Raw genomic sequence first — 12,902 nt, 5'->3', positions numbered from 1 at the left:
TTTTGCATCCGTAGCTCAGCTGGATAGAGTACTCGGCTACGAACCGAGCGGTCGGAGGTTCGAATCCTCCCGGATGCACCATCTATTACTTCATATTGCTTTCGAAGTGATATGAATATCGAGTAGTACAATAGTAAATCCCGATGCATCCGTAGCTCAGCTGGATAGAGTACTCGGCTACGAACCGAGCGGTCGGAGGTTCGAATCCTCCCGGATGCACCATCTTCTCCGAGATAACAGCAAAGCTGTTGTTTCAAGGTCTGCGGGTTAGCCGCAAGCACCAGGGAGGATAACGTTGCTTTAGCAACGGCCCGAAGGGCGAGGCGCAGCCGAGTAATCCTCCCGGATGCACCATTTACTATTTCTGAAAGCAGTACCCTGATGCATCCGTAGCTCAGCTGGATAGAGTACTCGGCTACGAACCGAGCGGTCGGAGGTTCGAATCCTCCCGGATGCACCATCTATTACTTCATATTGCTTTCGAAGTGATATGAATATCGAGTAGTACAATAGTAAATCCCGATGCATCCGTAGCTCAGCTGGATAGAGTACTCGGCTACGAACCGAGCGGTCGGAGGTTCGAATCCTCCCGGATGCACCATCTATTACTTCATATTGCTTTCGAAGTGATATGAATATCGAGTAGTACAATAGTAAATCCCGATGCATCCGTAGCTCAGCTGGATAGAGTACTCGGCTACGAACCGAGCGGTCGGAGGTTCGAATCCTCCCGGATGCACCATCTTCTCCGAGATAATAGCAAGGCTGTTGTTTCAAGGTCTGCGGGTTAGCCGCAAGCACCAGGGAAGATAACGTTGCTTTGCAACGGCCCGAAGGGCGAGGCGCAGCCGAGTAATCCTCCCGGATGCACCATCTTCTTTTCTGTACCACTCTCTTTCTCCCTGGTTATTCCTTCGACGTTCCGTCAGCAATCATTTCTCTTTGAGCGACAAAAACCACCGTTTACGATAAAGTAATGCTTTGTTAATCGTTTAGCGAGAGCACGATGTACGCACAGTATGACGGTTTGATCTTCGATATGGATGGCACTCTCCTGGATACCGAACCCACGCATCGTCAAGCCTGGACTGATGTCCTTGCTCGTTACGGTATGCGTTTCGATCTTCAGGCGATGATCGCCCTCAACGGAGCCCCAACCTGGCGTATAGCGCAGGCCGTGATTGAACGTAATCATGCCGATCTCGACCCGCACCTTCTGGCCCGTGAAAAAACCGATGCGGTAAAAGCGATGCTTTTAGATACCGTGCGTCCGTTACCGTTAATTGACGTCGTAAAAGCATGGCACGGGCGTCGTCCTATGTCCGTTGGCACGGGCAGTGAAAGCGCTATTGCGGAAGCGCTGCTCACCCATCTTGGCCTGCGCCATTATTTCTCTGCGGTGGTTGCCGCCGATCATGTTCAAAATCACAAGCCCGCACCGGACACCTTCCTGCGTTGTGCAGAACTGATGGGTGTGCCTGCGGTGAAATGTGTTGTGTTCGAAGATGCTGATTTTGGTATTCAGGCCGCGCGGGATGCCGGGATGGATGTTGTGGACGTCCGCTTACTGTGAGTGACGCGCTGTCACTTTTATCATTATTCGCCAGCAGTTTTTTAAGCGCCACGCTCTTGCCGGGAAATTCGGAAGTGGTGCTGGTGGCGATGCTGTTGTCTGGCGTGAGTCAGCCCTGGTTGCTCGTGTTAATAGCAACAATGGGTAATAGCTTTGGAGGGCTGACTAACGTTATTCTTGGGCGTTTCTTTCCGCTGCGTGAAAAATCGCGCTGGCAGGAAAAGGCAGTCGGCTGGCTAAAACGCTATGGCGCTGCCACGCTGTTATTAAGCTGGATGCCTGTAATAGGTGATTTACTGTGCCTGCTGGCGGGATGGATGCGCATCTCCTGGGGGCCAGTGCTCTTTTTTTTGTGCCTTGGCAAGGCGTTGCGCTATGTTCTCGTGGCATGGGCAACACTACAGGGTATGACGTGGTGGCACTAATTGGTGGAATGAATACGCGACCTTCAATCGTCAACCATTACAATTATGCTGAGTAACAATACTTTGACAGGCGGGAGGTCAATTTGATCCCGGACGTATCTCAGGCGCTGGCCTGGCTGGAAAATCACCCTCAGGCACTGAAGGGTATTCAGCGTGGTCTTGAGCGTGAAACGCTGCGCGTTAACGCGGACGGTAGCTTAGCGACAACGGGTCACCCGAAGGCGTTAGGCTCGGCGCTGACACATAAATGGATCACAACCGATTTCGCTGAAGCGCTGCTGGAATTCATCACGCCAGTGGATGGTGATATTGATCATATGCTAACGATTCTGCGCGACATCCATCGCTACACTGCCCGCAATCTGGGTGATGAGCGTATGTGGCCGCTCAGCATGCCGTGCTATATCGAACAAGGCCAGGAGATTGAACTGGCGCAATACGGCACGTCAAATATCGGTCAGCTGAAAACGCTCTATCGTGAGGGGCTGAAAAACCGCTACGGTGCGTTGATGCAGACCATCTCTGGCGTGCATTACAATTTCTCTTTACCCATGGCGTTCTGGCAGGCGAAGTGCGGCGAAACGGATAAAGACGCGATCTCCGCGGGTTATTTCCGCCTGATCCGCAACTACTATCGTTTTGGCTGGGTCATTCCGTATCTGTTTGGGGCATCGCCTGCGATATGCTCGTCATTCCTGCAGGGGAAACCGACCACGCTGCCGTTCGAGAAGACAGAGTGTGGAATGTACTATCTCCCGTACGCCACCTCCCTGCGTCTTAGCGATCTGGGTTATACCAATAAGTCGCAAAGCAATCTCGGTATTACGTTTAACGAATTGCACGAATATGTGGCAGGATTGAAGCGGGCGATCAAAACGCCGTCGGAAGAGTACGAGAAAATCGGCCTCGAAAAAGACGGTAAGCGCCTGCAGATCAACAGCAATGTGCTGCAGATTGAAAATGAACTGTACGCGCCTATTCGTCCGAAGCGCGTTACGCGCAGCGGTGAAACCCCGTCGGATGCACTGCAGCGCGGCGGGATTGAATACATAGAAGTGCGCTCGCTGGATATCAACCCGTTCTCACCCATCGGCGTTGATGAGCAGCAGGTTCGCTTCCTGGATCTGTTTATGGTCTGGTGCGTACTGGCGGATGCGCCGGAAATGAGTTCAGAGGAACTGCTCTGTACCCGTACCAACTGGAACCGCGTGATTCTGGAAGGGCGCAAGCCGGGTCTGACGCTGGGTATTGGCTGCGAAACAGCGCAGTTCCCGCTGACGAAAGTGGGTAAGGATCTGTTCCGCGACCTGAAGCGTGTTGCCCGGACCATGGACAGCATTGACGGTGGGGAAGCCTATCAGAACGTGTGCGACCAGCTGGTTGAATCGTTTGATAACCCGGAACTGACGTTCTCAGCGCGTATTCTGCGTTCTATGATTGATCAGGGTATTGGCGGCACCGGGCGTTCGCTCTCTGCGGAATACCGCGAGATGCTGAAGCAGGAGCCGTTAGAGATTCTGAGTGAAGCCGATTTTGTGGCAGAACGAGACGCCTCTGTCGTGCGTCAGAAAGAGGTTGAAGCGGCGGATACGGAGTCGTTTGAGGCGTTTCTGGCGAAACAGGCTTAACAGAAAAGAAAAAGGCCACATCGCTGTGGCCAAAATATACATCTCTGAATTCAGGGATGATGATAACAAATGCGCGTCTTTCATATACTCAGACGTGCATTTTGTAGAAGAGTTCAGTTTATTTTAAAAAAAATCACTATCGGAGGTGACGTATGCCGTTATTAGATAGCTTTACTGTCGACCATACCCGTATGGAAGCACCTGCAGTACGTGTGGCGAAGACCATGCACACCCCGCACGGCGACACGATCACCGTATTCGATCTGCGTTTCTGCGTGCCTAACAAAGAAGTGATGCCAGAGAAAGGCATTCACACCCTGGAGCACCTGTTTGCCGGGTTTATGCGCGACCACCTGAACGGTAATGGCGTTGAGATCATCGATATCTCTCCGATGGGTTGCCGTACCGGCTTCTACATGAGCCTGATTGGTCAGCCTGAAGAGAAACGCGTCGCGGATGCCTGGAAAGCGGCAATGGAAGATGTGCTGAAGGTGAAAGAGCAGAACCAGATCCCTGAGCTGAACGTATATCAGTGCGGAACTTACCAGATGCACTCTCTGGAAGAAGCCCAGGAGATCGCGCGTCATATCATCGAGCGTGACGTTCGCGTAAACAGCAACGAAGAGCTGGCGCTGCCAAAAGAAAAACTGCAGGAACTGCACATCTAGTGCACCTTTTCCCTCTCCCTCAGGGAGAGGGTAGGGTGAGGGGTGTTTAACCTCATGACCACAACCTCAACCTTCTCCTTTACCCATCGCCCACTTGTTCCTTATGCCCATGATTACCTTCATGGCGACAGCGAGCCGTGGCATCAGCACGACTGCGCGCAATTGCTGCACACCCTGAGTGGGGTGGTGAGAGTCGATACCGCATCAGGTTGTTGGGTGGTGCCGCCCGGACGCGGCGTCTGGCTGCCCGCGGGCACTCCGCACTCTTTGCGTATTACCGGTAACGTTGCGGCGCGCACGCTGTTTATCGATCCCCTGGCGCGAGCCGATCTTCCGGCAACCTGTCAGATAGTCCAGATCTCCGGTCTGTTACGCGAACTTATCCTCACCTCGCTGACGCTTGAGGCGTCCTACTCGCCAGGCAGTCGTGATGAGCGCGTATATGAGCTCATTCTGGATGAAATCCGCACGATGCGGGTGCTGCCGTTTCACCTGCCTGAGCCGGAAAGCGAGCCGTTGCGTACCCTTTGCCAGCAGATCCGGCGGTTGCCAGGGGAAAGCTGGGGCAGCATGCAGGCCGCAAACACGCTTGGTATGAGTGAACGTACGATGAACCGCCATTTCAAGCAGCAGACGGGGTTAAGCTACGGTGAGTGGCTAAGAAGGGCGCGCCTGCTGGAAGCGCTGCTGCGCCTGGGACAAGGTCAGCCAGTGCTACGTGTGGCGCTGGATCTGGGCTACGGCAGCCACAGTGCCTTTACGGCGATGTTTCGCCGGGTGATGGGGATATCACCCAGCGATTATTTCAAAGACAGCTAGCTGACAGCATTGAACAGGGCCTGAAGAGACGCGCGGGCCACGTCGCTGTCAATGCCGACGCCCCAGCGGCTGCTACCATCCTGAAACAGACAGCGGATATACGCCACCGAGCGGCTGTCGCTGCGCTCCCCAAGCGTATGTTCGTGATAGTCCTTAATCACAAACGGGGTCGTGACCCAGCGGCTTATACCATTGGCCGCCGCGGATAACAGCCCGTTGCCTTGCCCCTCCAGCTGGCGCATCCCGCCCTGCGTCGTGACGCTTGCCGTCAGATGTAACTGCCCGTCCTGCTGGCTGTCGCTACGGTAAGCGTGCAGGGCAAAGCCCGGCGTCTCTACCAGCCCATAACGGGTGCGGAACAGTTGCCACAGCGCATGCTGCGTCATCTCTTTACCGTGCTGGTCGGTTTCCTGCTGTACGTGCTGGCTAAAGTCCTGCTGCAGGGCGCGGGGTAATTTCAGACCATGGTTTTGTTCAATAAGCCACGCGCTGCCGCTTTTTCCTGACTGGCTGTTAACCCGGATCACCGCTTCGTAGGTGCAACCAATATCCTGTGGGTCAACCGGCAGATAGGGCATCTCCCAGCGTTCGTCAGGCTTGCGGGCATCAAAGCCTTTCTTGATGGCATCCTGGTGTGAACCAGAAAATGCGGTATACGCCAGCCGTCCTGCCCACGGATGGCGTGGATGCACCGGCAGCTGGTTGCAGGTTTCTACCACCTCCACCACGTGATTCATGTCGCTAAAGTCCAGATTCGGGCTAATCCCCTGGCTGTAGAGGTTCATCGCCAGCGTGACCAGGCAGACGTTACCGGTTCGTTCCCCGTTACCAAACAGACACCCTTCGACACGGTCTGCACCGGCCATCAGGGCCAGCTCCGCGCTGGCGACACCGGTGCCGCGGTCGTTATGCGGATGGACGCTGATGCAGACATCGCTGCGGCGGCTGAAATGACGGCAGAAATACTCAATCTGATCGGCATACACATTCGGTGTACTGACCTCAACGGTGGCCGGTAAGTTGATCACCATCGGGCGTTCGGCGCACGGCTGCCAGATGTCTGCCACGGCTTCGCAAATCTCCAGCGCAAAGTCCGGCTCGGTAAAGCAGAAAGTTTCCGGAGAGTATTCGTATTGCCAGCGGGTGGCGGGATTCTCTTCGCACAGCGTGCGGATAAGACGCGTGGAACGGGTCGCCAGCTCAACGATTTGCGCTTTCTCCATGCCGAACACCAGGCGGCGGAACAGCGGGGCGGTGGCGTTATACAGGTGTACGGTGGCCTGCTTCGCCCCGCGCAGCGACGCAAAGGTACGAAGGATAAGGTCTTCTCGCGCCTGGGTTAATACCTGAATGGTGACGTCATCCGGAATGCGGTTTTCGTCGATCAACTGACGCACAAAATTGAAGTCCGTCTGTGAGGCAGAGGGGAAAGCGACTTCGATTTCTTTGAATCCGCAACGCAGTAACAACGCCCAGAACTGCAGTTTGCGGTTGCTGTCCATCGGCTCGGCAAGGGCCTGATTACCGTCGCGTAAATCGGTGGAAAGCCAGCGCGGCGCCTGCGTGAGGCGTTGCTCAGGCCAGCGGCGATCGGGCAGGGAAATAGCAGGTTGAGGTTGGTATTTGTCGGAAGGTGTTTTCAGCATGGTGCGCTCCTGTTGTCTTTTCACTATCGTGAATCGATTTCAGGAGCGCTGCTTTATCGTTACTGACAATCGCTGTCGCGATCTGGACACCGCACGTTAGTGCGCACCGCCGCCACCGCCTCCGGCGCCAAACGGTGGTCGGGCAAACCATACCAGTCCCAGCAGGATGATAAAGATCCCCGCCGATATCCAGAATATCTCGTTTGCCGAGATAATCAGGCCCTGGTTGGTGATCTGCTGGGCGATCCAGCCGGACGCCTGCTGCTCCGTCATTCCCATTCCCTGAAGCTGACTGTACATCTGCTGCGAGTTAGGGTTGAACGGGTTCACCGCTTCGGTCAATTGCGCATGGTGCATCGACTCGCGGTTGGTCCAAAGGGTCGTGGTGATCGACGTCCCGATGGAGCCTGCCAGCGTACGCGTAAAGTTCGACAGGCTTGATGCCGCCGCCATGCGCTCAGGCGGCAAGCCGGAAAGCGTAATGGTCGTCAGCGGCATAAAGAAGCACGCCACGGCGAAGCCCTGAATGAACTGCGGCCACGCGGACGCGCCAAAGTCCATGCCCGGCTCGAACGTATACGCGCGCCAGTAGAAGCACACCGCGTACATAATAAAGCTGAAGGTCACCAGCCTGCGCATGTCGAGCTTGTGAGCGAAGCGGCCGATAATCGGCGACAGCAGGACCGGAATTAACCCCACTGGCGCAGAAGCCAAACCTGCCCAGGTTGCGGTGTAGCCATATACCTCCTGCAACAGCTGCGGCAGCAGAACGATTGCGCCGAAGTAGAGCATGTAGGCCAGGCTGATACACAGGCAGCCGATGGTGAAGTTTCGCGACTTAAACAGCGAGAGATCGACGATTGGGTTATCGTCCGTCAGCTCCCAGACGATCAGGAAGCTCAGCGATATCACCGCCACAACGGTCAGGATGATAATCTCTGTCGAGTTAAACCAGTCCAGCTCTTTACCCTGATCGAGCATCACCTGCAGGCTACCGATCCCGACCACCAGCAGCGCCAGACCAATGGCGTCAATTCGCCGCTGCTCTGTTCGGGTTTCGCGACCGCGCAGCGTTTGCAGGGTCAGCATCACCACCAGCGCACCAATTGGCACGTTGATGAAGAAGATCCAGCCCCAGTGGTAGTTGTCGCTGATATAGCCGCCGAGGATAGGCCCGCAAATCGGTGCGACAATCACCGTCATTGACCACAGCGCCAGCGCGATAGAGCGCTTAGCGGGCGGATAGTTGTTCAGCAGCAAACTCTGCGACAGCGGAATCAGCGGCCCGGCCACAATCCCCTGAATGACGCGGAAGATGATCAGCATCGTCAGGCTGTTGGACATGCCGCACGCCCAGGAGGCGAGCACGAACAATACCGTTGACCACAGGAACAGCTTTACTTCACCGACGCGCTTCGCCAGCCAGCCGGTGATAGGGATGGAGATGGCGTTTGCCACCCCAAACGAGGTAATGACCCAGGTCCCCTGGCTCAGTGACGAGCCAAGGTTACCGGCGATGGTTGGGATCGCCACGTTTGCGATGGTAGAGTCCAGCACCTGCATGAATGTCGCCAGCGACAGCGCAATGGTCATGATAACCAGTTGCGCCCCCTCCAGCGGTTTTTGCGGCTTTTGCTGTTGCATAACGCTCACCTTCGGATTAACCGGCGTTTGCCTTCACGATGTCATCGATCAGTTTATTGACCGGATCGAGGCTAATTTCACGGGCGTTACTTTCATAAGCCGGGGTGCTGCGCACCTGACTTGCCAGGATCTGACCATCGCGGTTGGCGGTATCAACCGTTACCAGCGTAGAGAGGCCAATACGCAGCGGATGGTCCGCCAGCTGTTTTGCATCCAGTTCGATACGTACAGGCAAGCGCTGAACCACTTTGATCCAGTTCCCGGTGGCGTTTTGCGCTGGCAACAGGGAGAAGGCACTGCCGGTCCCCATATCCAGGCCGACCACTTTCCCGGTGTACTTCACGTCATCACCGTAAATATCGCTGATCACCGTCGCGGTCTGGCCGATACGCATATGGGCAAGCTGCGTCTCTTTAAAGTTCGCATCAACCCACAGGTTGTCTGCCGGAACGACCGCCATCAGCGGCGTGGTTGGGCTAATTTGGGCGCCAGGCTGGACGGAACGACGAGAGACGTAGCCGGTCATCGGGCTGACAATTTTAGTACGCTGCAGGGCAAGCCACGCGTTGCGCACGTCGGTGGCAGCCTGTTGCACGGCAGGCTGGTTTTCCAGGCTGGTGCCCAGCACCATCGCCTGGTTGGCATTGTACTGTTGAATCGCCACGTCCAGCTGCGCCTGTGCGCTGGCAACGGCATCACGCGCGTGCTGCAGCTCTTCACGGCCAATCAGGTTGGCAGTGCCGAGGGGAACGCGACGGTTCAGGTCGCTCTGCGCCTGCGCCAGTGCGGTTTTCTGCACGTCGATGTTGGCCTGCAGCTGCTTGCTGTTGATCATCAGCTGGCGGGTCTGACGGACGCTGGAGGCCAGCGCGGTCTGGGCTTTTTCAAAAGCCTGTTGGGCGTCGGTCGGATCGAGCGTGACCAATACATCCCCTTTTTGCACAAAATCGGTGTTATCAGCCCAGACTTTCGTCACGCTGCCCGATACCTGCGCCATAATTTGTACCTGGTTCCCTGCCACGTATGCATCGTCTGTCTCTTCAGCATGACGCAATACTAAAAACCAATAGATCCCATATGCCACGGCAATAATAATAAAGAGCAATGTCAGTACAATAAGGGCGCTTTTGCGTTTGCCCTTTTTATTGACCGGTTGCTGCGGGGTAGTGCTCTCCGCATTTGCGCTCATTGTTGTTCTCCACGATCTTCTTATTTTCACATCGGCTGAGCCGAGCTGTTGTCAGAAAGGCCAGCAGTGTGACGTGCTGGCCTGTCGGTTTTCTTATGAGTCTGGGATTGTTGAGCGTGTTGTCGCGTTAGCGCAGCGCCTCTAGAACAGCGCCGTCTTCATCCATCTGGTCCAGACGGGTCAGCAGCTTGCGAGTAATGTGCTCAAGCTGGTCGCGCTCGGTGGTGCTGAGGGCAGACCACAGTTGATGCAGGCAATTATGCTGAGGTGGCAGCACCTCACGCAGGAATTGGTGACCTTTGTCGGTCAGCTGCAGATGCAGGCAGCGGCGATCGTTATCGCTTTCACGGCGTTCAATCCAGCCGCGTTTTTCCAGTTCATCGGCAATACGGGTGGCATTAGTACGGGATGAACCCAGCGCGCAGCTCAGCTCTGACGGCTGAATGCTGTGATTTTCCTGAGACTCCAGCGTAATTAACGCCATAAACAACGTCTCGTTAATCCCTTGAGCTTTCAGCATTTTATTACGATTTTCCAGTAGCTTACCCTGCATGTGCATGCACAGGCGGGTCAGCAGGATCTCCTGATACGGGAAGTCCTCATGACGACTGGCGCGGAATTTAAGCATTTGTTCAATGGGCGTAAACGAACTATCCATTTGGGCATAACCTCATTAATTACAGCCGATATAGTAACGATAGTGACAAATAATGTAAATGAATTATTTGTGCGGTTATATCCGCCAAACTTATGTCACCATCAGAAAGCGCCGGGTAAGTCCGTGACCCGGTGAGCACAGAGAGCGTTGGGAGTGAACCCGCGGAAGAGAGGATGTGAGGACGGGGGTCTGAACTATTCATGCCGGTAGAAAATATGTCACCCACATTAAAATTTCTGGGATAAATGATTACGTTTACATTAACAGACTGCAGGGCCCCTTTACACCCTAAGAGGCCCAAAGCAATGTAAAACTTAGTTAATTACGTCCTGGCGATGGTACCCACGCCACCATACTAGCAGATTCAGCGCGGCGACGATTGCCCCTATCCCACACACGCCTGACCAACCGGCATGCTGCCACGCCGAGGCTGAAATTAACGAACCCGCTGCGCCGCCAATAAAATAGCTGGTCATGTATCCGGCCGTGAGGCGGTTACGCGCCTCTGGCTTCACGCGGTAGATGACGGTCTGGTTAGTGATATGCACGCCCTGTACGGTGAGGTCGAGTACCAGAATACCGACGATCAGCGCCAGTACAGAGGTATGGCCATACCAGATGGCTGCCCAGGAGAGCAGGAGCAGAACCAGCCCGGCAGAGGTCGTCAGATGGGATTTGCCTTTATCCGCCAGTCCGCCCGCCGGACGCGCGCCCAGGGCTCCCGCAGCGCCCGCCAGACCAAACAGACCAATCACCGCTTCGGAATAATTGAACGGCGGTGCGGCCAGCAGAAACGCCATTGAGGTCCATAAGATGCTGAAGTTGGCGAAGGTCAAACAGCCCAGCAACGCACGCGTACGCAGCAGTTTATCGTGTGTGAAGAGGCTGAAAACGGAGGCGAGAAGCTGCGGATAATTAAGGTGATTTTCCTGCTTCACCTTTGGCAGCCCGCGCCACAGAGCAAGCGCCATCACGGCCATCAGTACGCTCGCCACCCAATACACGGTACGCCAGCCACCAAGACTCGCCAGCAGCCCGGCGACGGTCCGCGCCAGCAAAATCCCCAGCAGCAGGCCGCTCATGATTGTTCCCACCACCTTGCCGCGCTTTTCTGGTGAGGCGAGAGTGGCGGCGAGCGGAACCAGAATCTGCGCCACGACGGAAAACAGACCCGTTAACGCGGTGCCGATAATCATCATCGTTAACGAGTGGCTGCTGGCGGTGATCAGCATCCCGCCTGCGGCCAGCAGGGTCATGGAGACAATCAGCATCCGACGCTCAAACATATCGCCCAGCGGCACGAGGAAAAGCAGCCCGGCGGCATAGCCAAGCTGCGCGGCGGTGACAATAAAGCCAGCTGAGCTGGCAGAAAGGTTAAACGCGCGGGCGATGGTATCGAGCAGTGGCTGCGCGTAGTAGTTACTGGCGACTGCCAGACCCGTTGCCACGGACATTAAAAGGATGAGTGCCGGGCTAAGCCCTTGAGTTGTTTTAGTCATCAGGTTCAGGAATCGTGAGTTAAGTGATTATTTTTCCGTGAACCATAATAGCGAATGATTGTGAATGTGGTGGGATTGTTACGTGCTGGATTGTGCGGTTTAGGGGAGTTCACCCTCTCCCGTGGGGAGAGGGCAGGTCTGAAGGGCTCTTATGACTTCTGCGCGTCCATCGCTTCTTTTACCCAGCCATCAAACTGCTGCTGGTGGGCTTTGATCCAGCCATCCACGTGGCCTTTGATGTCAGCTTCGGACGATTTCCCCGCGTGCATCATTGCGTTCTGGGCGTTGATGTCCGCCAGAGGCAGTTTCATCACCGAGAACAGCTTCGCTGCCGCCGGGTTTTTCTCAGCCCAGGCTTTGTTAGCAACGATATGCATCGTGTTGACCGGGAAGCCATAGTTCATGCCGTTTGGCAGTTTGGTGTCGATATCTTTCTGCTCGCCCGGCAGGGAAGAGAAGGGCACCTGCAGCCACACCACGTCTTTCCCCGGCTTCAGCACGTCGCTCACCCAGTACGGTGTCCAGGTGTAATAGATGACCGGTTTACCCTCTTTGAAGCGGGCAATGGTGTCGGCCATCATCGCCGAGTAGTTACCGTGGCTGACGTCGACCGTTTTCGCCAGGTCAAAGGCTTTGTTCTGGTGATTAATCACCGCCTCACAGCCCCAGCCCGGCGAGCAGCCCATCATGTCAGCTTTGCCGTCACCGTTGGTGTCGAACAGTTTGGCAATCTTCGGATCTTTCAGCTGCTCGATATTGGTGATGTGGTACTGGTCGGCTGTTTTCTTGTCGATCAGATACCCCTGGGCCGCACCGGTCACGAAGGTGCCTTCGCGGTAGAATTTCTTATCCCCGCCGGCAGCGGCATACATATCGTCGTGCAGCGGCTGCCAGTTGACGGCGGTAAAGGTGGCGTCACCGGAGGCAATCGAGGTGTAGCCCACGTTGTAATCCACTTCACTTGGGGTGTTGACCGTATAGCCCAGTTTTTCCAGCGCGCGGCTGACTAACAGCGTCTGGAAGGTCTCTTCTGAAATGGTGCTCTGCACCGGTTGCACGGTAATGCCTTTGCCCGGCAGGTCTGCAGCAAACGTGCTGGTGGAGACAAGGGTGGCAAACGCTGTGGCAAAAAGTACGCGATGTCGCATCGTTG

11 protein-coding genes and 5 tRNA genes are annotated in these 12,902 nt (G+C 55.5%); 10 read left to right on the top strand and 6 right to left on the bottom strand.

The window, feature by feature from the left end:
* Nucleotides 1-4 precede the first annotated feature (4 nt).
* The 10 genes from L462_RS09720 (at nucleotide 5) to L462_RS09765 (ending at nucleotide 5,113) form a co-directional block, all read left to right on the top strand.
* Nucleotides 5-81, top strand: a tRNA-Arg gene (locus L462_RS09720).
* 64 nt (nucleotides 82-145) lie between these two features.
* Nucleotides 146-222, top strand: a tRNA-Arg gene (locus L462_RS09725).
* A gap of 161 nt (nucleotides 223-383) precedes the next feature.
* A tRNA-Arg gene (locus L462_RS09730) sits at nucleotides 384-460 on the top strand.
* A gap of 64 nt (nucleotides 461-524) precedes the next feature.
* Nucleotides 525-601, top strand: a tRNA-Arg gene (locus tag L462_RS09735).
* Nucleotides 602-665: 64 nt separating this feature from the next.
* Nucleotides 666-742 (top strand) — tRNA-Arg (locus tag L462_RS09740).
* 264 nt (nucleotides 743-1,006) lie between these two features.
* Nucleotides 1,007-1,573 (top strand): fructose-1-phosphate/6-phosphogluconate phosphatase, encoded by a 567-nt coding sequence (gene yqaB, locus L462_RS09745; RefSeq protein WP_014171331.1) that lies wholly within the window; start codon nucleotides 1,007-1,009, stop codon nucleotides 1,571-1,573.
* The gene (locus tag L462_RS09750; RefSeq protein ID WP_032678833.1) at nucleotides 1,570-1,998 is read left to right on the top strand and encodes a YqaA family protein; all 429 of its coding nucleotides are present in this window, start codon (nucleotides 1,570-1,572) and stop codon (nucleotides 1,996-1,998) included. The genes yqaB and L462_RS09750 overlap by 4 nt, the downstream gene beginning before the upstream one ends.
* A gap of 83 nt (nucleotides 1,999-2,081) precedes the next feature.
* Complete coding sequence (gshA, locus tag L462_RS09755) at nucleotides 2,082-3,626, top strand: glutamate--cysteine ligase (RefSeq protein WP_014171329.1); 1,545 nt, start codon at nucleotides 2,082-2,084, stop codon at nucleotides 3,624-3,626.
* Nucleotides 3,627-3,778: 152 nt separating this feature from the next.
* On the top strand, nucleotides 3,779-4,294 hold the full coding sequence (gene luxS / locus L462_RS09760; RefSeq protein ID WP_008499539.1) for an S-ribosylhomocysteine lyase: 516 nt from the start codon (nucleotides 3,779-3,781) through the stop codon (nucleotides 4,292-4,294).
* A 54-nt stretch (nucleotides 4,295-4,348) separates the two neighbouring features.
* The gene (locus L462_RS09765) at nucleotides 4,349-5,113 is read left to right on the top strand and encodes an AraC family transcriptional regulator (protein WP_032678832.1); all 765 of its coding nucleotides are present in this window, start codon (nucleotides 4,349-4,351) and stop codon (nucleotides 5,111-5,113) included.
* On the opposite strand, the gene leuA is transcribed toward L462_RS09765, so the two are convergent.
* The 6 genes from leuA to proX form a co-directional block, all read right to left on the bottom strand.
* A complete protein-coding gene (gene leuA, locus L462_RS09770) occupies nucleotides 5,110-6,759 on the bottom strand; it encodes a 2-isopropylmalate synthase (RefSeq protein ID WP_020883859.1) in 1,650 nt (549 codons plus the stop codon). The two genes, L462_RS09765 and leuA, sit on opposite strands and share 4 nt — an antisense overlap.
* A 96-nt stretch (nucleotides 6,760-6,855) precedes the next feature.
* Entirely contained in the window at nucleotides 6,856-8,403 is a 1,548-nt protein-coding gene (gene emrB / locus L462_RS09775) for a multidrug efflux MFS transporter permease subunit EmrB (protein ID WP_020883860.1), read from the bottom strand.
* 16 nt (nucleotides 8,404-8,419) lie between these two features.
* Nucleotides 8,420-9,592, bottom strand: coding sequence for a multidrug efflux MFS transporter periplasmic adaptor subunit EmrA (gene emrA, locus L462_RS09780; protein ID WP_020883861.1), 1,173 nt, complete (start codon nucleotides 9,590-9,592; stop codon nucleotides 8,420-8,422).
* 127 nt (nucleotides 9,593-9,719) lie between these two features.
* The gene (gene emrR, locus L462_RS09785; RefSeq protein ID WP_014171323.1) at nucleotides 9,720-10,250 is read right to left on the bottom strand and encodes a multidrug efflux transporter EmrAB transcriptional repressor EmrR; all 531 of its coding nucleotides are present in this window, start codon (nucleotides 10,248-10,250) and stop codon (nucleotides 9,720-9,722) included.
* Nucleotides 10,251-10,564: 314 nt separating this feature from the next.
* Nucleotides 10,565-11,749, bottom strand: coding sequence for an MFS transporter (locus L462_RS09790; protein WP_014171322.1), 1,185 nt, complete (start codon nucleotides 11,747-11,749; stop codon nucleotides 10,565-10,567).
* A gap of 149 nt (nucleotides 11,750-11,898) precedes the next feature.
* Nucleotides 11,899-12,897 (bottom strand): glycine betaine/L-proline ABC transporter substrate-binding protein ProX, encoded by a 999-nt coding sequence (proX, locus tag L462_RS09795; RefSeq protein ID WP_014171321.1) that lies wholly within the window; start codon nucleotides 12,895-12,897, stop codon nucleotides 11,899-11,901.
* Nucleotides 12,898-12,902 lie beyond the last annotated feature (5 nt).

It is taken from the genome of Enterobacter sp. BIDMC 26, from assembly GCF_000534435.1.
GTDB lineage: Bacteria > Pseudomonadota > Gammaproteobacteria > Enterobacterales > Enterobacteriaceae > Enterobacter > Enterobacter ludwigii.
This window is presented reverse-complemented; position numbering and strand designations above follow the sequence as displayed.

Bases quoted from the DNA above. Each gene is read 5' to 3' on its own strand.
- yqaB (WP_014171331.1), top strand. From the start codon at position 1,007: ATGTACGCACAGTATGACGGTTTGATCTTCGATATGGATGGCACTCTC.
- luxS (WP_008499539.1), top strand. From the start codon at position 3,779: ATGCCGTTATTAGATAGCTTTACTGTCGACCATACCCGTATGGAAGCA.
- L462_RS09765 (WP_032678832.1), top strand. From the start codon at position 4,349: ATGACCACAACCTCAACCTTCTCCTTTACCCATCGCCCACTTGTTCCT.
- leuA (WP_020883859.1), bottom strand. From the start codon at position 6,759: ATGCTGAAAACACCTTCCGACAAATACCAACCTCAACCTGCTATTTCC.
- emrB (WP_020883860.1), bottom strand. From the start codon at position 8,403: ATGCAACAGCAAAAGCCGCAAAAACCGCTGGAGGGGGCGCAACTGGTT.
- emrA (WP_020883861.1), bottom strand. From the start codon at position 9,592: ATGAGCGCAAATGCGGAGAGCACTACCCCGCAGCAACCGGTCAATAAA.
- emrR (WP_014171323.1), bottom strand. From the start codon at position 10,250: ATGGATAGTTCGTTTACGCCCATTGAACAAATGCTTAAATTCCGCGCC.
- L462_RS09790 (WP_014171322.1), bottom strand. From the start codon at position 11,749: ATGACTAAAACAACTCAAGGGCTTAGCCCGGCACTCATCCTTTTAATG.
- proX (WP_014171321.1), bottom strand. From the start codon at position 12,897: ATGCGACATCGCGTACTTTTTGCCACAGCGTTTGCCACCCTTGTCTCC.